This window comes from Paraglaciecola chathamensis S18K6 (assembly GCA_000314955.1).
Taxonomy (GTDB): domain Bacteria; phylum Pseudomonadota; class Gammaproteobacteria; order Enterobacterales; family Alteromonadaceae; genus Paraglaciecola; species Paraglaciecola chathamensis.
Genome location: BAEM01000043.1, coordinates 91767 through 109145 on the forward strand (window position 1 = coordinate 91767; position 17379 = coordinate 109145).

The 17379-nt window shown below is 45.0% G+C and carries 13 protein-coding genes; 7 read left to right on the forward strand and 6 right to left on the reverse strand.

Annotated features, from left to right (window positions below):
- Nucleotides 1–30: 30 nt before the first annotated feature.
- Complete coding sequence (locus GCHA_RS16565) at nt 31–510, forward strand: Lrp/AsnC family transcriptional regulator (RefSeq protein ID WP_007990283.1); 480 nt, start codon at nt 31–33, stop codon at nt 508–510.
- 46 nt (nt 511–556) lie between these two features.
- Here GCHA_RS16565 and GCHA_RS16570 read toward each other — a convergent pair whose 3' ends face one another.
- The 4 genes from GCHA_RS16570 to GCHA_RS16585 form a co-directional block, all read right to left on the reverse strand.
- Entirely contained in the window at nt 557–1675 is a 1119-nt protein-coding gene (locus tag GCHA_RS16570) for a succinylglutamate desuccinylase/aspartoacylase family protein (RefSeq protein WP_007990286.1), read from the reverse strand.
- Between the two features lie 106 nt (nt 1676–1781).
- The gene (locus GCHA_RS16575; RefSeq protein ID WP_007990287.1) at nt 1782–3461 is read right to left on the reverse strand and encodes a carboxylesterase/lipase family protein; all 1680 of its coding nucleotides are present in this window, start codon (nt 3459–3461) and stop codon (nt 1782–1784) included.
- Between the two features lie 80 nt (nt 3462–3541).
- Nucleotides 3542–5854 (reverse strand): DNA topoisomerase IV subunit A, encoded by a 2313-nt coding sequence (parC, locus tag GCHA_RS16580; RefSeq protein ID WP_007990289.1) that lies wholly within the window; start codon nt 5852–5854, stop codon nt 3542–3544.
- 83 nt (nt 5855–5937) lie between these two features.
- Nucleotides 5938–7053, reverse strand: a complete 1116-nt coding sequence (locus GCHA_RS16585; protein WP_007990291.1) for a PQQ-dependent sugar dehydrogenase — start codon at nt 7051–7053, stop codon at nt 5938–5940.
- A gap of 117 nt (nt 7054–7170) precedes the next feature.
- Here GCHA_RS16585 and GCHA_RS16590 point away from each other — a divergent pair, with 117 nt between their 5' ends.
- Nucleotides 7171–10347 (forward strand): hybrid sensor histidine kinase/response regulator, encoded by a 3177-nt coding sequence (locus tag GCHA_RS16590; RefSeq protein ID WP_007990293.1) that lies wholly within the window; start codon nt 7171–7173, stop codon nt 10345–10347.
- Between the two features lie 39 nt (nt 10348–10386).
- On the opposite strand, the gene GCHA_RS16595 is transcribed toward GCHA_RS16590, so the two are convergent.
- Complete coding sequence (locus GCHA_RS16595; protein ID WP_007990295.1) at nt 10387–11067, reverse strand: DUF2982 domain-containing protein; 681 nt, start codon at nt 11065–11067, stop codon at nt 10387–10389.
- 465 nt (nt 11068–11532) lie between these two features.
- Here GCHA_RS16595 and GCHA_RS16600 point away from each other — a divergent pair, with 465 nt between their 5' ends.
- From GCHA_RS16600 to GCHA_RS16615, 4 genes are all read left to right on the forward strand, one after another.
- Nucleotides 11533–14199 carry a reprolysin-like metallopeptidase gene (locus GCHA_RS16600; protein ID WP_007990299.1) on the forward strand — a complete coding sequence of 889 codons (2667 nt, stop codon included), beginning with the start codon at nt 11533–11535 and terminating at the stop codon, nt 14197–14199.
- Nucleotides 14199–14690: a hypothetical protein gene (locus GCHA_RS16605; RefSeq protein ID WP_007990301.1), complete on the forward strand. Its 492-nt coding sequence runs from the start codon at nt 14199–14201 to the stop codon at nt 14688–14690. Before GCHA_RS16600 ends, GCHA_RS16605 begins: the two co-directional genes overlap by 1 nt.
- A 298-nt stretch (nt 14691–14988) precedes the next feature.
- Nucleotides 14989–15429: a hypothetical protein gene (locus GCHA_RS16610; protein ID WP_007990302.1), complete on the forward strand. Its 441-nt coding sequence runs from the start codon at nt 14989–14991 to the stop codon at nt 15427–15429.
- A 158-nt stretch (nt 15430–15587) separates the two neighbouring features.
- Nucleotides 15588–15926 carry an FKBP-type peptidyl-prolyl cis-trans isomerase gene (locus tag GCHA_RS16615; protein WP_007990304.1) on the forward strand — a complete coding sequence of 113 codons (339 nt, stop codon included), beginning with the start codon at nt 15588–15590 and terminating at the stop codon, nt 15924–15926.
- Between the two features lie 112 nt (nt 15927–16038).
- Here GCHA_RS16615 and GCHA_RS16620 read toward each other — a convergent pair whose 3' ends face one another.
- Nucleotides 16039–16632 carry a LysE family translocator gene (locus GCHA_RS16620; RefSeq protein ID WP_007990306.1) on the reverse strand — a complete coding sequence of 198 codons (594 nt, stop codon included), beginning with the start codon at nt 16630–16632 and terminating at the stop codon, nt 16039–16041.
- Between the two features lie 118 nt (nt 16633–16750).
- On the opposite strand from GCHA_RS16620, the gene GCHA_RS16625 reads away from it, so the two are divergent.
- Nucleotides 16751–17203: an Lrp/AsnC family transcriptional regulator gene (locus tag GCHA_RS16625; RefSeq protein ID WP_007990308.1), complete on the forward strand. Its 453-nt coding sequence runs from the start codon at nt 16751–16753 to the stop codon at nt 17201–17203.
- Nucleotides 17204–17379: the final 176 nt, after the last annotated feature.

Here is a 17379-nt window from a genome sequence, read left to right on the forward strand (position 1 = left end):
TGCCCCTTTCAATGGTGAGTGAGTCACATTATGACGCCTAAAAAAAACAGCCGTGCTTTGGACAGTATTGATTTAGATATCATTGCCTCTTTATTCGAAGATGCCCGCACTACCAATAAAGAAATAGCCAAACGGGTTGGGTTAGCGCCTTCATCATGTTTGGAGCGCATCAAACGCTTACAAGCCGACAACATCATCCAGGGCGCCTCGCTACAAGTCGATTTGAATGCGTTAGGCGGTCATATTCAAGCGATGATTTCTATTCGATTATCTGATCACAACCGTTTGGCAGTGGATGATTTTGTTGCTGATTTGCTGCCGCAACCTGAGGTGCTAAGTGTGTTTCATATGGGCGGCAGCATTGACTTTTTATTGCATGTCACGGTATCTGATTCCAGCCATTTACGCGACTTCGTGTTCAATCAACTAACCGCTAGACCTGAAGTAAATCACGTTGAAAGCGCACTTGTGTATGAACATAGAAGCTCTCAAAAGCTACCTAAGTTCTAACCTGAAATACCCGAGTTTTAACCTGAAATACCCGCTACAGCGCTCGCTATAATTCAAAGTAGTGGGTAAAACATTTGTATAGCTGGGTACCACTTAAAATAGAAGCCGACGGGAAATGCAAGATAGGAATAAGGTCGCACTGTGCCAAGATCAATTCCGTTGCATTAGGGGTATCGAGTTCATCCACATTAAGTAATTTCGCTAAAGGCTGGCCTTGCTTTATCAATTCACCTGGCTTAGCTAAATACTCGACCATGCCGCCCTGTTGGGTATACAACACCTTATAGTTTTTCAAGTATGTAGCAACTCTGCGCATGGTTTGCGGGTAAACATCACTTTTTACTAGACAGCCTTTTGCATTGAGGTAAGACAAAATACTATTGGCATCGTATTCCCCGTCAGTAAAACTAATAACTTCCTGGCTGCCCATCTCCAGTGTGAACGCCTCAACGCCGAACTCGATCGGTTTGTGGCGCTTATCACTGAGCAGAGTTTGCAATGTCCACCACGGGCAAAACGTGGCTTCATCTAAAGCCCCTGCGAATTTGTTAGGGATCAAAATAACATGAGGAATATTAAATAGGCTTGCCGAGCTTTGCGCATATTCGGGCACATAAATGTGCCGTGTCGACACTGGCCCATTGTGTAAATCAAGCACAAAATCTGCGTCAAAGGCGAGTTGTTGTAGCTTCAAGTTTAGACGTTGGGCAAGCCCTATCCCCCAAGACTCTTCTAATTTCTCAGCCAAAATATCCTTAATTTGCTGGCGAAAGCGCTGCTTGATTTGCGGGATAGATTCATCGTCTTGCACGCTTTGAGCAAACGCTTGAATCAAGCTTTCGTCATAAAAGTAACCTCGATTCCAGTTAGTGCCGTTAACCGGATCGAAGCGCCCCAGCGTGTATTCTCCCGCCTTAATATTGGTGCCGACAGGATTACAATTCGGTACCAATATGACTTCACCGCAAATAGGCATTTGTTTCAGTCGTTGAATAAGGTGGTAAATAACCACGTTGCCTTGAACTTCAGCGCCGTGTATAGAACTTTGAATATAGACTTTCGGGCCAGGTTTCTCGCCAATAAACCGGTACAGGGGAACATTCATATTTCGCCCTGATGCGTTTTGTGCCACCACTATGTATTCTTTTTTAAATTGGTTGCTCACATTTAAACTCGTGGTTGTGCGCTACTTTGTAATGGCTGTTTGTACCCAACAGCAGAATCATCACAAAGCGCATCATGGATTAAGGAAATCAAGCTCATCAGCTTGGTTAATGCTCAGCACTTTTCTTTTCAATGATGTTATCAAGACCGTCTTTTTCACTTTGCGCTTTATCAATGTTATCGCAAGTTTGATAATAACGACGGTGAAATGCATGTCGCTCTTGCAGATATCGGATGTCTTCAACTTCAGGTTCCGCCTTTAAAACCATACGTTTGTGCTGCGAAAACTGTGGCCAAATAGGTAAATCACGCGTGTTTTCAGGGGAGCTATTAGGTGAACCTGTTTTAATAAACTGGACAAAATATTGCTGCATCATATTGGACACCTGATAATCTGCTTCCTGCCAATGATACAAGGGGTTAACGTCTAAATTCCCTAACGCATATTCGATTTCAGCGGAATGCACAGCGCCTCGAGCTTTATTGGCTGGCGGAACTTTTTTCGCCCCCACCATGGCAGGACGCACATGGTCGTAAAAATAATAGTAGCTTGGTGCTGAGCTCGTTTTGTCGTGTTGATAAGCCCAGTTATAGGTCGCAATCCCCATAAAGCGATCACTGGCCAAAGCCTGGGCCGAGGCTTTTACTTGCTCGCTGTTTTGTCCGGGATACAGCGAAAGTACCTCTTTAGTGTAATCAGGGTAAAGACGCTTTATCTTATCCACATAATGCTCAACCGTGGGTTCACCATCCATCATGATCTGTTGATAGTTACCCTCTTGGGAATTATCACCAAGTAGTAAGGGCACCTTTGCCTGTTGACCTTTAGCATACAAAGTAGCGGGTGACTCGGGAAAGAACCTACCATCTACATTAGGCTTAAAATAAATGAAGCCGCCCTTGGTTACTTTATCAAGCAGAGTTTGCGCAGGCATCTCTCGAAGCGCCGTCATACGTTCTTCAGGAAGAGACAGGCTTTGCCCTGGGGTGTTTTTCAGTGCAGCCGCGGTGACTTTATCACCGTATCGTTCGGCATCTTCAAGGCTTAAAGGGTCAAGCGGAGGGCCGATGACTGAACCGCTCTCACCAATGGCACCAGCAATATAAGACTTAGCCGAAGGCGCTACCATCAAGGCTGAAACCGAAATAGAGCCCGCTGACTCCCCAGCAATCGTAATACGCTTAGGATCACCACCAAACTGCTGAATATTCTCAGCAACCCATTTCAAAGCGGCTTGTTGGTCCATCAAGCCGTAATTACCCGAACCTTGATAGTCTGTTTGTGTAGATAATCCCTTATGTGCAAAAAAGCCAAATACACCAAGGCGATAATTGGCAGTGACCACCACAATATCGTTTTGGGCCATTGAAGTACCGTCGTAACGCTTTTCATCTGCGCTGCCTGCAATAAAACCACCGCCGTGAAAGTATAATAATACGGGCAATTTCGCCTTTTCCGCTGTGTTTGGCGTCCATATATTTAGATATAAGCTGTCTTCGCTAGTGTCGTTTGAGCGAAATTGCATATCACTGTATATGGGATTTTGCATTGCTCTTGGCGCAAACGCTGTCGCTTCACGCACACCTTGCCATGCCTTTACCGGCTGAGGAGGTTGCCAACGAAGCTCACCTACAGGTGGCGCGGCAAAAGGAACGTCCTTAAATGTGACAATGTTAGTGTGCTCATTTTTCTCGCCGGATAGCACACCATAGGCGGTGTTAACCTGTGTCGCGAGTGCGACGGGGGAGCAGATGACGAACAACAAAGAAAATAAAGCCAATTTCATGAGAATTCCTTTTGCTAATAAAATGCCGGTAGCTAATAAAGTGCCGGCGATAGCACAGTCTTATCGCCGGTAGGGAAACATTAGAGCAATGGCTCGTTTGGTAGGTCTTCACCGTCACTGCCAGCTTCAGTGGCCATAGCGCCTGCTTCCACTTCGATTCCATCAACTCGTTGCAGACCTCGCGGTAGTTTATTACCACGTCGTCCTCTTTCACCTTGATAGTGAGTCAGGTCATCTGCAGTGAGCGTCATGCCGCGTTTTCCTGCCAGTACCTTTACATTTGCACCTTGAGGAACAACCGCTAACACCTTGACGAACTCTTCGCGAGCCTGCGATTTGGCAGACGGAATACTGATAATTTTATTGCCCTTACCTTTACCTAAACTAGGTAAGTCACGTAAAGGAAACATCAGCATTCGCCCTTCATTTGAAATGGCTAAACACCAGTCTGAAGATAAATCGTGCACCGGCTGTGGTGAAATGACTTTAGCCGACTTAGGCAAAGACAAATATGCCTTACCCGCTCGGTTCTTGCTGATCATGTCGGCAAACTTGCCAACAAAACCGTAGCCAGCATCAGAAGCGATTAGGTATTGTTGTTCATCTTGCCCCATTACAACGTGCTCAACGGTTTCGCCACTGACGATACTGAAGCGCCCGGTGATGGGCTCACCTTGGCTTCGCGCTGAGGGTAAAACGTGAGCATCACAAGAGAACGCTCGCCCAGATGTATCCATAAACACCGCTTGCTGATTACTGCGCCCTTTGCTGCTCGCAAGGTATTTATCCCCTGCTTTATAACTTAAGCCAACCACATCAACATCATGGCCTTTTGCACAGCGTGCCCAGCCCTTTTCAGACAACACAACCGTTACCGGTTCAGAGGGGATCAATTCTTTTTCAGTTAAGGCTTTTGACTCGGAGCGTTCAATGATGGGTGAGCGTCTGTCATCACCGTATAGCTCAGCGGCTGCTAAAATTTCTTTCTTGATCAAAGTCTTAAGGCGACGATCAGAGCCTAATATCAATTGTAGTTCATCACGCTCTTTGGCGAGTGCATCTTGCTCGCCTTTGATTTTCATTTCTTCGAGTTTGGCTAAGTGGCGTAGTTTTAACTCGAGAATAGCTTCGGCTTGAATATCAGACAGCGAAAAGGTATCCATCAAAACTTGTTTGGGCTTCTCTTCGTAGCGAATAATCCGAATCACTTCGTCAATATTCAAAAAGGCAATCATTAAGCCTTCTAAAATATGTAAGCGCGCCAATACTTTATCTAAGCGGAACTGTAAGCGCCTAACGACTGTGTCTTTTCTAAACACTAACCATTCAGACAAGATCATGCGCAGGTCTTTAACTTGCGGGCGACCATCTAAACCAATCATGTTGATGTTAACGCGATAGTTCTTTTCTAGATCTGTGGTAGCAAACAAATGCTGCATTAATTGTTCAACGTCGACACGGTTTGAGCGCGGCGTAATTAATAAACGCGTGGGATTTTCGTGATCTGATTCATCCCGTAAATCGCTGACCATAGGGAGCTTTTTGGCCTGCATTTGCGCAGCGATTTGTTCTAATATTTTACCGCCCGATGCCTGATGTGGCAGCGCGGTTATAATAATGTCGCCTGCTTCTTCATAATACACAGCACGCATTTTTATTGAGCCACGACCGGTTTCGTACATTTTACGAATGTCGCTTTTCGGCGTAATAATTTCTGCATCTGTAGGGTAATCAGGGCCTTGTACAAACGCTAATAACTCATGCAACTCGGCCTTGCTGTTGTCCAGTAAGTGGGCACAGGCATTGGCCACTTCTCGCACGTTATGCGGCGGAATATCTGTTGCCATACCAACGGCGATACCGGTAATACCATTGAGCAAGATATGCGGTAAACGTGCCGGTAATATTTTGGGCTCATCAAGTGTGCCATCAAAATTAGGCTGCCAATCTACCGTTCCCTGACCAAGTTCAGTCAATAGCACTTCACTGAATTTTGACAAACGAGATTCGGTGTATCGCATAGCAGCAAATGATTTAGGATCATCTGGTGCCCCCCAGTTTCCTTGACCATCCACCAGCGGATAGCGATAAGAAAACGGCTGAGCCATAAGCACCATAGCTTCATAACAGGCAGAATCACCATGAGGGTGAAACTTACCCAGTACGTCACCCACAGTACGCGCAGACTTTTTATACTTTGCGTTGTTACTCAAACCCAGTTCTGACATGGCGTAGACAATTCGCCGCTGAACAGGCTTTAAGCCGTCGCCGATATGGGGCAATGCCCGGTCCATGATGACGTACATGGAATAATTAAGGTAAGACTCTTCGGTGAACTGACGCATCGGTAGCTGTTCGATGCCATCTTTATTGATAATAATTTCTTGACTCATAGTGTGCTATATCGGCCGCTGTTATTATTGTTGTTGGGGGTGAAATACGCATTATTCACCCCGCTTTAAACGTATAAAGTAGATTACTTCTGGTAGGTTACCCTATAAATAACATTCGCGAAATCATCAGATACTAACAAGCTACCATCGGGCATGGTTAGCATGGCGACGGGTCGCCCCCAAGACGTTTCGTCTGCTTGTAACCAGCCCTCAATGAAAGGTTTGTATTCGACAATCTCATTGTCTTTTAACACTGCTCGCATCACTTTATAACCGGATTTTTTAGTACGATTCCACGAACCATGCTCAGCAACGAAAAGGTCGTTTTGTGCGTCTGCTGGAAACATATCACCGTGATAAAAATGAATACCCAGTGGGGCAACATGCGCTCCAAGATTCAACGCGGGCGCCACATAGTCTTCGGCTTTTTTATTCGCGCCAAACTCAGGATCAGCAATCGTTCCTCCGTGATAATACGGATAACCATAGTGAGCACCTACTTCGTCTACTCTGTTTATTTCACAAGGTGGAATATCGTCACCCATCATATCGCGGCCGTTATCACTGAACCACATTTGTTGCGTTTGCGGATGCCAATCAAACCCGACGCTATTGCGCACGCCCTTTGCTACCCACTGACGCTCTTTGGTCTGAAGGTTATATTTTAAAATCGAGGCAAACTCTGGGTTATCAAAGCTTTCGCCGTTGTTGGTTTCACAGATGTTACAGGGCGCGCCTACAGGAAGGTACAACCAATCATCTGGGCCAAAGTCGATGTATTTCCAGCCGTGGTGTTTTTTATCTGGTAGGCCGTCGATAACCACTTCAGGAGCAGGTAATTCACGGAAGTTCTTCTCAATATCAGCGTACTTTAAGATACGGCTAACCTCCGCTACATATAAGTCGCCGTCTTTTATGGTGATGCCTGATGGCATGGTCAAATCTTTAGCAATTTGCAATACCTCATCCACCTTGCCGTCTTGGTCTTGGTCCACAACAGCGGTTAAGACACCACCGCCACGACTGCCAACAAACAATATGCCGTTTTCACTCAATGCCATTTGTCGGGCGTTTTTTACATCCGAGGCGTACACTTCAATGTTGTATCCCTTAGGTAAAGTGAGTTTTTCTAACGGTAAAGACTCAGCTAACCCAGTAAAGCTGACAAAAGAAAGTAGAATCAATCGGCGAAGTATCATAGATTATTTCCTGATAGGGTAAGATCATAACGATTATAAAGAGTTCTGCCTTAACTACAAAGATTGTCGCCAATAAGAAAAATAGTTACCGTTTTTATAATAGGAAGATCTAGCGCTGTGGAAAACACCTTGAGGCACTACCTTGCAAAACTCCCGTTTCGAATTTGGCAGTCCTTGCTGATTTGCTTGATGGCCTTGGTCATGCCCTTTTCAGCAAGTGCCCAACAAACCGAAAGTCTAGTACAGCTGATATCGAAAAATCAGGAAGTCAGTCTGTCTTCCTCTATCAGTATTATGCATGAGTCCGGTGTGGAACTAAGTGTTACTCAGGTGCGAGATCAATTGTCTCAGTTTGTCTGGCATTCTGGCGGCAACCCTAATTATGGGTTTTCAGAGCACGGGGTATGGCTTTACACCACCCTTAGCAACGTCACTACCACAGATAAATGGGTAGTCAGTGTCGCATTTTCTCAACTCGATAATGTTGATATGTATTTGCTGCAAGACGGGCAAATTATCGCATCAAGCTTTCAAGGCAAACTGGGAATGCAATCCCACTATCGCTTACCCGTTATGAAAGCAGAGTTACCCTACGCGCAGACGGTTGAATTGTTTGTTCGTCTGCAAAGTCAGCACAGCAGTTTAGTGGCGCCCATTAGTATCATGTCAAGCAGCTCACATGAAATGCAGAACTTCTACGACAGTCTTTTGTGGGGGTTGTTTTATGGAGGGTTGATCATACTGGCTATCTACAATTTAGTGGTGTATTTCGCACTACGTGAGGTCAGTTTATTAGCCTATGTAGGGTATATTTGCACTGTACTCGTTTGGCAATTTGTTTGGGGTGGTCACGCTAATATGATCCTTCCCCAGGGGCTATCTCATTGGTTTGATATGCATACTGACATTATATTCGTGTTGATTGGCATCGGTTCTGGGGTCTTCACACTTGTATTTTTAGAAGCCAAGCATACGGCACCAAAAACCTTACCTTTTATAAAAGTCAGTATTGGCCTTTTAGCGGTCATGGGGCTGTGCTCTATGATTAATTTATTCCCACCCATTTGGCAAAATGCTGCTGTGTATGTGGTCAGTATGCTGGCCATTAGTTGCTACGCCTACGCTGGCTTTGAGAGTTATTCGAATCAGTTTTACGCGGCCCGCTACTTTATATTCGCTTGGAGCATTTTAGCCACCTGCGCGCTAATCGGCATGTTTAGCTTGGTGGATATGTTGCCTTCAAACTTTATTACGACCTATTGCTTCCAGTTTGGCGTGTTCTTAGAGTCGGCGTTATTTTCGCTCGCCTTAATGGATAAGAGCCGCCATCAATTGCAGCTCGAAGTACAACAGGCCACGAATGATTTGCGTAATAACATTGAATTGGTTGAAGAACAAAATGTGCGCCTAGACATCGCTCGGAAAGAAGCGGTGGCGGCAAGTAATGTTAAATCACAGTTTTTAGCCAACATGAGTCATGAGATTAGAACACCATTAAACGCTATTTTAGGGTTCAGTAAAGAGCTACAACAAGCTGATTTTTCCGCCGATAAACGCGACCAGATTAATATTATCAATGCTGCCGCTGACAACTTAATGACCATAGTCAACGATGTACTCGATGTGTCTAAAATTGAAGCTGGCAAATTACAAATTAACAGCCACCCGTTTTCGATTAATGAGTTACTTGAAGAAATGATCGGTGTCATGGCTAAATCTGCCCATTTAAAAGGCCTTGAATTTGTGTACGACATTGAGCCACTGCCACTTAAGTTAATTGGTGACAGTTACCGAATACGGCAGATTTTGAATAACTTGTTGGGTAACGCACTCAAGTTTACCGACACAGGTCATATTGGTTTATCCGCATCAGGGAAATTATTAGAGCACGGTATTTTCGAGCTAAACATTAAGATAGAAGACACGGGTATTGGTATCAGTCGTGAAGACAAGCGTAAGCTGTTTACCGCCTTTTCACAGGTAGACGACGCGCTTAATCGCTCATATCAAGGTACTGGCTTAGGCTTGGTCATCTGCAAAGAGTTGGTGAAATTGATGCATGGTCAACTCTCTCTGCAAAGCTCACCTGGCCAAGGCAGTGTATTTAACGTGACCGTACGCATGAATATTCTTAACACCAAGCCCAGCATCTCAGGCAACAGTGAGTGGCAGGATCAAAGCGTTCTGCTTTACGAGCCCTATCCCAACGCGCGCTTCACTGCCAGTAAGCTTTTGCGTTCTTTAGGAGCAAAGGTAACCAGTGCTGATTCAATTGCGTTTTTGCAGACATGTACGCAACCTTTTGACTATTTGATTTATTGTATCCACCCACAACATCCCGTTGCCAATGAGAAAGCCTTTGCCTGTGCTGAACACATCGAAGCGAAGCGCAAGCTCTTACTGTGCTCTGGAGAAGATTCTTGCTGTCGTTTTTCCAAATTTACTGAGCAGTTTTCTCCCCAGCTACGCTTACCACTAACACCTGGAAAGCTGAAAGAAGTAATGCACAAGCCAGCGCAAGCGCCGGTTAATGAGCTGCAACAAAGACTGGAAAGCCTGCCCCCAGTGACTGTGCTTGCAGTAGACGATATGGAAATGAACCTGCGCTTATTAAGCACATGGCTTAAATCTTCCCGCCTTACGCTTAAGCTGGCGTTTAGCGGCCAAGACGCTGTGGCGCTATGCCACGAAAATGAATACGATTTGATTTTAATGGATGTGCAAATGCCAAACATGGATGGCCTGCAAGCGACTCAGCTAATCCGTAAAACCAAACTCAACTTCGGCACCCCTATCATTGCAGTGACAGCGCATGCATTTAAAGAAGAACAGCAGCGTTTGCTCAATAGCGGTATGGATGACTATCTTCCCAAACCATTGGATTTATCCGATCTGGTAGACCTAATCAATCGATGGTGTCACCAAGGTGAGGATGATGAACCACAAGCAGAGATATTTAATTGGCCATTAGCCTTAAAACGCGCAAATCAAAACGCTGATGCTGCTCGTGATTTATTTGCCCAGTTCATCGAGCAACTACCGGAGTTCGAAAGCAAATTGTCTCACCTGCAACAACAGCCAAACCACGACGAATTGCAACCTTTAGTGCATGCGTTACACGGTATATGCTGCTATACAGGTGCAGTTGCGTTGCATGCCAGTTGCTCTGAGTTAGAAGGCCAGTTAAAGCGTCAGCAATATAACCACGTTCCCACCTTGTTAGATAAACTCATCAAGGACATACAAGCCTTACGTCACCAAGCAAATGAGATTAAACTCACCATGCTCGACTAACCAGTTAGTAGCCAATAAACAAAAAATACCAAGTGTGTTTTATTTTTGTTGGCTTAGGACAAATTCCTGACATTCCCGCAATAATTGCACAAATTCTTGTTCACTGCGGTCAAGCTCAGACACATTAATGTACAAATCGTAACCTAGACGCTCGCGCAATTTTGTCATCCGGTTCGCCAACATGGCTTGGGCCCCCATAAGCACAGTGCCATCGGGCAGTTTGTGTTTATCATCTTCGACTAAATTAGCACTAAAGCTTAGCCCCGAGGCGCTGTCGGCTTTGTCTCCGAGTAGTAGCAAAGAACGCTGTTCCATTAAAAGATGGATCATTAATTTAATAGGTGTGGTGGTTAAAAAAGGACGATAATCTTTTAGTTTTATCCCCACTAAGCTTAAATCTTCTAACGCTAAGTCGCGATGGGCTCGCGGAACATCGATACGTTGAATGTTACTCCAGTTAACATGCCACTGCCCTTTACGATGCTGATAGCATATAGACTCATGGGATAACTCAAGACTAAAAATAGGTTCACGAAATTTAAACCAAGCAATAAGTAACGCCACAATTCCCGCACTTGTGACAAATACACCGGCCAAAAAGAACGCGTCCGGCAACCAAGCAAAAATTCCCGCAGCCACCAGCAGTGCTGCGATACCAAATAGGCTAGTTGTTAGCACATTGCGTTTAGCCGAGGCGCGAATTTGTATTATATCTTGCATGTTATTCCTATGACTAAACCCAAAAACAAAAGTACATCAAGCCCATTAATATGCCCCAAAGAATAATATAGCGCATGCGCAAACACCGAGGGCAATCCGTTTTCAACAAGCTGAGCAAGGTAAGTTTATCAGCTGATTTTTCGCGTTTTTTTGCTGGCATACCTTCAATTGCTCACAATATTGACAGGGCTTGAATCCCAATATTCTACCTGATTACAGCTTAGGTAAAATACGCGATTTACCAATTCATATTCCGTTCAGCAAATAAAGCACAATATTTGTTATACAAATTTCACGATTTATCACTAGAATAAAGCTCATGCAATTGTTCAGGCTTGGCATTTTTGTCGCGTCGGTATCAAATGAAGTAGAACAAGCAAGGATTAGACTGTTCTTTTTTTTAAGCTGACCGCTTAGCTTAATCGGGACGACCCCCGTAGGCAGTCATTAGTTCAAGGTTGTTATATGCAAGCTGTAAATAGACATATTGTTAGTAAATTTTCCCAACGTATTTTATTCATATCCGTCTCTGCAATCAGTGCACTCTTTGTTAGTAGCGTATCTGCCAGCTCTTTGTGGGTCCCTTCAGCGCAAGCTAAAGCGAACACGACTGAAACCAACGCTAAAGTAGCAGTATCAAAAGGCAACTTTCAGTCTTTGGACGGCGCATCATTACAGCAGCAGTTTAGCGATAAAAATATCGAACTCACCGTGGCCATTCCTCTACCAGATGGCACCTTAGCCGACTTTAGGTTGACCCCTTCTTCGATAATGTCTAGCGAGTTAGCAGCGCGTTACCCCGAGTTTATGTCATACGATGCGGTGCAAGTTAACAACCCACAAAGTATTGGTCGCTTCAGCCTGACCCATAAAGGTCTCTCGGGGATTTTCCGCCACCAAGGCCAATGGGCGCTACTGAGCCCTCTTTATGAAGGAAATGACGAACAATATGTTAGTTATTACTACCATGACTCTGACGGGGAAAGTTTAATCCCCCAAGGCATGGACGATTCAATCGATACGCTTTCACTCCATGAAGAGGACGGTACCGATAGCCTAGCCACGGCCCAGAAAACCACAGGTGATACGCTGACCACATATCGCTTAGCCCTGAGTGCAACGGGCGAATATACCCAAGCTGTGGGAGGGTCAAAAGCTGATGCGGTGGCCGAAATGATTACGCTAGTGAACCGTGTAAATCAGATTTTACTGGTGGGTACTGCCATACAGTTTGAGCTAATCGATAACGAAGACATTATTTATACTGACGCCGCGACCGACCCATATACCAATAGCGACGCAAACGAAGACATAGATACGAATCAGCAAGTTGTCGATGATGCTATCGGCTCTGAAAATTATGATATAGGACACTTATTAGCCACCAACCCTGGTGGCCTCGCCTTTGTCGGAGTGGTATGCCTTAATACCCACAAAGCTAGGGGGTATACCGGTAATACCAGCCCTCAAGGCGAACGCTTTTATATTGATTTAGTGATCCACGAGCTGGGGCACCAACTCGATGCTACCCACTCTTTTAATGCACAAGATTTTGATGATTGTAATGAAGAGCAGCGCAGCAGTTCAAGCGCGTTTGAACCAGGCAGTGGCTCTACCATTATGTCTTACGCAGGGATATGTGGGTCGCAGAATTTGCAATTTAATAGCGACCCTTACTTTCATGCAGGCTCAGTAGAACAAATTCGCGACTTTGTAGACACAGGACGCGGCCGCCTATGCGGCACTACAACTAACTTGAGCAATGCCGCACCAGAGGTAAGCGTAAGCGCGACTAGTTACAATATTCCAGCCAATACGCCTTTCTTACTTGATGCACAAGCAAGCGATGATGAGACTTTAAGCTACACTTGGGAACAAATAGATGCCGGTGGCGTAACAGGTGGCACCGCGGACGCCAGTGAAATGCGCAGTGACAATGGCGCTAATCCTTTATTTCGCTCCTATGCTGCAGTGGCTGAAAGCTACCGTTACTTCCCCGCATTAGAGGATGTGCTAAACGATACAGTAAGTTTTGGTGAAGCCTACCCTACCACCGATCGAGAACTAACCTTTCGCATAGCAGCAAAAGACAGCCGAGGTGGTGTTGACACGGCAGATGTAACCTTAGACGTCACAAACACTGGTTCAGCGTTCGCCGTCACTCAACCGACAGGTACGACTGTGTGGCAAGGCAATACTGCACAAACCATCTCTTGGAATACCGCCAGTACTCAAAACGCGCCTATTAATTGCCAATCGGTGGATATTAAGGCCGATTTAGACGGCGATAACACCTTTGACAGCGTGCTCATTAGCGAGACGCCGAATGATGGAGAGCAAACCGTCTTTTCACCTAATACGATTACAACAGATGCTAGAGTCATGGTGAGCTGTGCGGATAATGTGTTTTATGCGGTCAACCCGGCCAGCTTTAGAATCACCCAAGGCAGTTCAAATGTGGCTCCAGTGATCGATAGCCAAGCCGTACTAAGCGTTAACGAAGAAGGCAGTATTGCCATCACCCTAGACGACTTACAAGTAACGGACCCAGATTCTACCTATCCTGATAACTTCACTTTGGCATTACAAGCAGGCAACAATTATACTCTCGAAAACACCAGCACAGTGGTACCAGACGCCAACTTCAATGGCGAGCTGTCGGTCACTGTAACGGTTAATGATGGTATTGATGACTCAAACGCTTTTCCTTTAGTGGTGACCGTTAATCCGGTGAATGATGCCCCGCAAGCGACAAATGACACCCAAACGGTTGCGCAAGATAGTACGGCTACACTCATAAATGTGTTAAGTAATGACACGGATATTGACGGAGATACGTTAAGCATCAGCGATATTAGTTATTCAGGCTCAGGGACTGTGAGTATCAGTGGTGAGCAAATTAGTTATCAACCTGCCGCGGGATTTTCTGGTAACGATAGCCTGTCGTATACCGTGAGTGACGGTAGCACAACCGATACCGGGACCTTAACCATAACCGTTACCGCAACGCCTACCAACAACACGCCGACGAGTGGCAATAGCTCAGGTGGCGGTGGTTCGCTTGGTTATTTTTGGCTAGGGTTGCTGAGTTTAACCGCGCTTACGCGCCGCCGTAGTTTGCCGCTGTCTTAATGGTAATGCAGACTACACCTAGCAGCATATTCGCGCCTATTTTGTTAATCGGGCTTTTAAACTTGCCGGCCTGTTCCTCTTTTTCTGGGACAGGCGAACAAGGCAATGTAGCCCCGCAAAAATCGGCAGAAAGTAATACCGCTCATCATCAGGGTGAGTTATCCAAGTCGATAAAAACGCCACAAAAGACCAAAGTGGCTAACCATCAACATCCATTAAGTTGGGTTCAGAACGCAGACCCGCATAGCGATGCACAGCAAGCCATCAAGGCCAATGATTTACGTTTTTTGGCCTTCGCTGGGCGGGTTATTTCTGTTCCTGGGGTTAACTTGGCTGAACACCCTATTGAGTACTTAGAGCAACATTGCGGATACCGCACTTTAAAAGGTACTGGCGATACTTTACGCGTGGGAGAGCAAACAAGCCTGCGCTCTCTAGCCCACGATTACGCCGTAGTGTACAACCAAACGATACTCGCTTCCTGCCTGTAACATCGCTTCAGGTAGGAGCTATCGGCGCTGCGTAACCTCAAAATAAACTCAAAAAAACCTCAAAATTGACTTATTTGTAACCCAGAAAATAAAAACTGGCGTAGTCTTTTCTTAAACGCATGCCTTATCGACAACACGCTTCAAGGCACATCCTTTTCAGGCTTCATTTTTTCGTTTTTACTTTTATCAAGCTAACAGCCATTGCGTTCATCTATTTTCGCTTTTTCCTCTAAATATAGGGTTAAGGCTTAAAACTAAGTCACCTCAGGGTGAGGTGATAACAAGGAGAGTAAACGACATGAAAAGTATAAAAAAGGCATTATTAATTGGCACCTTAGCATTATCAATATCTACAATTGCGCTTGCCCAAGAGTCTAGTTACACCTATGGAACAGTTTGGGAAGCACATGGTATTCGGGTACTACCCGGTCAATTTGAAAACTACATGGACCACTTAGCAGGTAGTTGGAAGGATGTGTATGAGTTCGCCAAAAAAGAAGGTCATGTGGTGGATTATCACGTATTGGCAACCAATCATGCCCGTGAAGGCGAGCCCGACTTGATTTTAGTGGTTGAGTACAAAGACTATATTAAAACTGCTGAGTACGAAGCATTTCAAAAGAAAATTGACGAAATGTTATCCACTAACGAACGCCAAGCAGATAAAGAATTTGGTGACAGAGAAAGTATGCGCAAAACCCTTAGTTCTAGCCAGTATCATGAGTTGAACTTGAAATAACTCGTCGATTAAATGCACCACTGTTCTTGGCTAGAGAAACACTACACGTTCTCTAGCCATCTCTTTTTTCCCTTGGTGTTCCTTCTATTATTGCCAGCTCCCTTGGAGATAAACTCTGTTAATATTTAATCACCATTCAAATAGAGCGAGTAATTGGCGTGCAACAAGACGTAAAAATTGAAGATTTAGTAGAAGGTAGTGGTAAAGCAATTGAACGCGGCGCACTTATAACCGTGCATTATCGCGGTTATTTAGAAGATGGGACTGAATTCGATTCATCCCATAAGAATAATGCACCTTTTCAGGTAGTGCTTAGCAACAAACGAGTGATCCAAGGTTGGATACTAGGACTAGCAGGCATGAAGGAAGGTGGAAAGCGTAAATTGTGGGTACCAGCATCACTTGCCTACGGAGAACGCCAAATTGGTAACATGATCCCGCCACACTCTGATTTAACTTTCGAGATCGAACTACTCGAAGTGCTCACCCGCGACTAACCCCGTTATTTAGTTTGGCCAGTTATTGTAAACAAAACACTGAGTTAGCAAGGTTTGGGGTTAAAAACTAGGCCGTTCACAAAGTGCGCCGTTAACAAAGGACCGGCCAATATCATAAAAATACAGGATATAAAGACAACACCAAAAGCCCGGCCATAGTGAAATTAAAGATTTTAAGTCGCTTTTCTTGAGTTAAAAAGACCTGTATTTTTTGCCCTAAAATTGTCCAACCACTGATACAGGGAAAGTTCACCGCACCAAACACACATGCCACCATTACCACAGCTATCACGCTCTTGGTCGGTGCATATACACTGATTGCTGTTAGCGCCATTGTCCATGCTTTCGGGTTGACCCATTGAAACATCACGGCTTGAATAAAGGTCATTGGCTTAGCATCGCCCTTCACGCCCTTTGTGGCTTTCGCAGACGTCGCTATTTTGTACGCCAAATAAAGTAGATAGGCGACGCTGAGCACTTTTAAAATTTGGTAGGAAATGGGAAAAGCATCAAATAGCTGCATAATACCAAGCCCGACTAACACCACCATTAACGTAAACCCAAGAGACACGCCAAACATGTGCGGCAAGGAGCGCTTGATACCGAAGTTTGCCCCTGATGCCATCAACATAAGGTTATTCGGCCCTGGGGTAATCGACGAAACGAGCGCAAAAAGCATCAGGGCGGTGAGTATTTCAAATGTCATAAGGTTTTAAGTTCCTTTAAGCCAAGGTTTGACTAAAAAATCATACATGCAATTATAAAGAGCTATTAGTGAAATTACTGCGCTATAATCAGCGCAAAATAAACGAAGTGCACAACAAATGAATAAAAAAGACCTAGTTACCGAACGAATATTGCATGAGCTTAGTATTCACGGGCGGATCTCGAATACCGAACTCGCGGAAAAAATTGGCTTATCAGCCTCAGCATGTTTACGCAGAGTACAAGAGCTGGAGAATAGCGGGGTTATTAAAGGTTACCGGGCAATACTTGACAGTGAATTACTTGGCAACGGTTTTATTGCTTACGTCACTGTTGGCCTAGGTCAACACACTAAGGCCTCGCAAGACGCGTTCGAACAAGCTATCGCCGATGCTAACGAAGTCAAAGAGTGCCATAACGTGACGGGGTCGTTTGAATATATTTTACGAGTTGAAACGCGTAATTTAAAAACCTACAAAACCTTTCACACCGACATACTCGGAACACTTCCGCAAGTCAGCACTATCACTACACACGTCGTGATGGACTCGCCAAAAGATCAACGAGCGTAGCGGCATAAAAGCAGGCTAAATCCCAAGCCGATGACCTGCCAAACAACGCCATAAACATTAAAGTCGTCTCAAAATAGCACACAGTGTTGGAAGGATTACCATCGATGTTCTAGGGTATTATTGTACACACTTGCAAGACAAGCATGTACTCATCGGCGCTTGCGAAGTTTCGATAT

What these genes read in the sequence shown, in the direction of transcription:
- GCHA_RS16565 (WP_007990283.1), top strand. Translation starts at nt 31, where the DNA reads ATGACGCCTAAAAAAAACAGCCGTGCTTTGGACAGTATTGATTTAGAT.
- GCHA_RS16575 (WP_007990287.1), bottom strand. Translation starts at nt 3,461, where the DNA reads ATGAAATTGGCTTTATTTTCTTTGTTGTTCGTCATCTGCTCCCCCGTC.
- parC (WP_007990289.1), bottom strand. Translation starts at nt 5,854, where the DNA reads ATGAGTCAAGAAATTATTATCAATAAAGATGGCATCGAACAGCTACCG.
- GCHA_RS16585 (WP_007990291.1), bottom strand. Translation starts at nt 7,053, where the DNA reads ATGATACTTCGCCGATTGATTCTACTTTCTTTTGTCAGCTTTACTGGG.
- GCHA_RS16595 (WP_007990295.1), bottom strand. Translation starts at nt 11,067, where the DNA reads ATGCAAGATATAATACAAATTCGCGCCTCGGCTAAACGCAATGTGCTA.
- GCHA_RS16600 (WP_007990299.1), top strand. Translation starts at nt 11,533, where the DNA reads ATGCAAGCTGTAAATAGACATATTGTTAGTAAATTTTCCCAACGTATT.
- GCHA_RS16605 (WP_007990301.1), top strand. Translation starts at nt 14,199, where the DNA reads ATGGTAATGCAGACTACACCTAGCAGCATATTCGCGCCTATTTTGTTA.
- GCHA_RS16610 (WP_007990302.1), top strand. Translation starts at nt 14,989, where the DNA reads ATGAAAAGTATAAAAAAGGCATTATTAATTGGCACCTTAGCATTATCA.
- GCHA_RS16620 (WP_007990306.1), bottom strand. Translation starts at nt 16,632, where the DNA reads ATGACATTTGAAATACTCACCGCCCTGATGCTTTTTGCGCTCGTTTCG.
- GCHA_RS16625 (WP_007990308.1), top strand. Translation starts at nt 16,751, where the DNA reads ATGAATAAAAAAGACCTAGTTACCGAACGAATATTGCATGAGCTTAGT.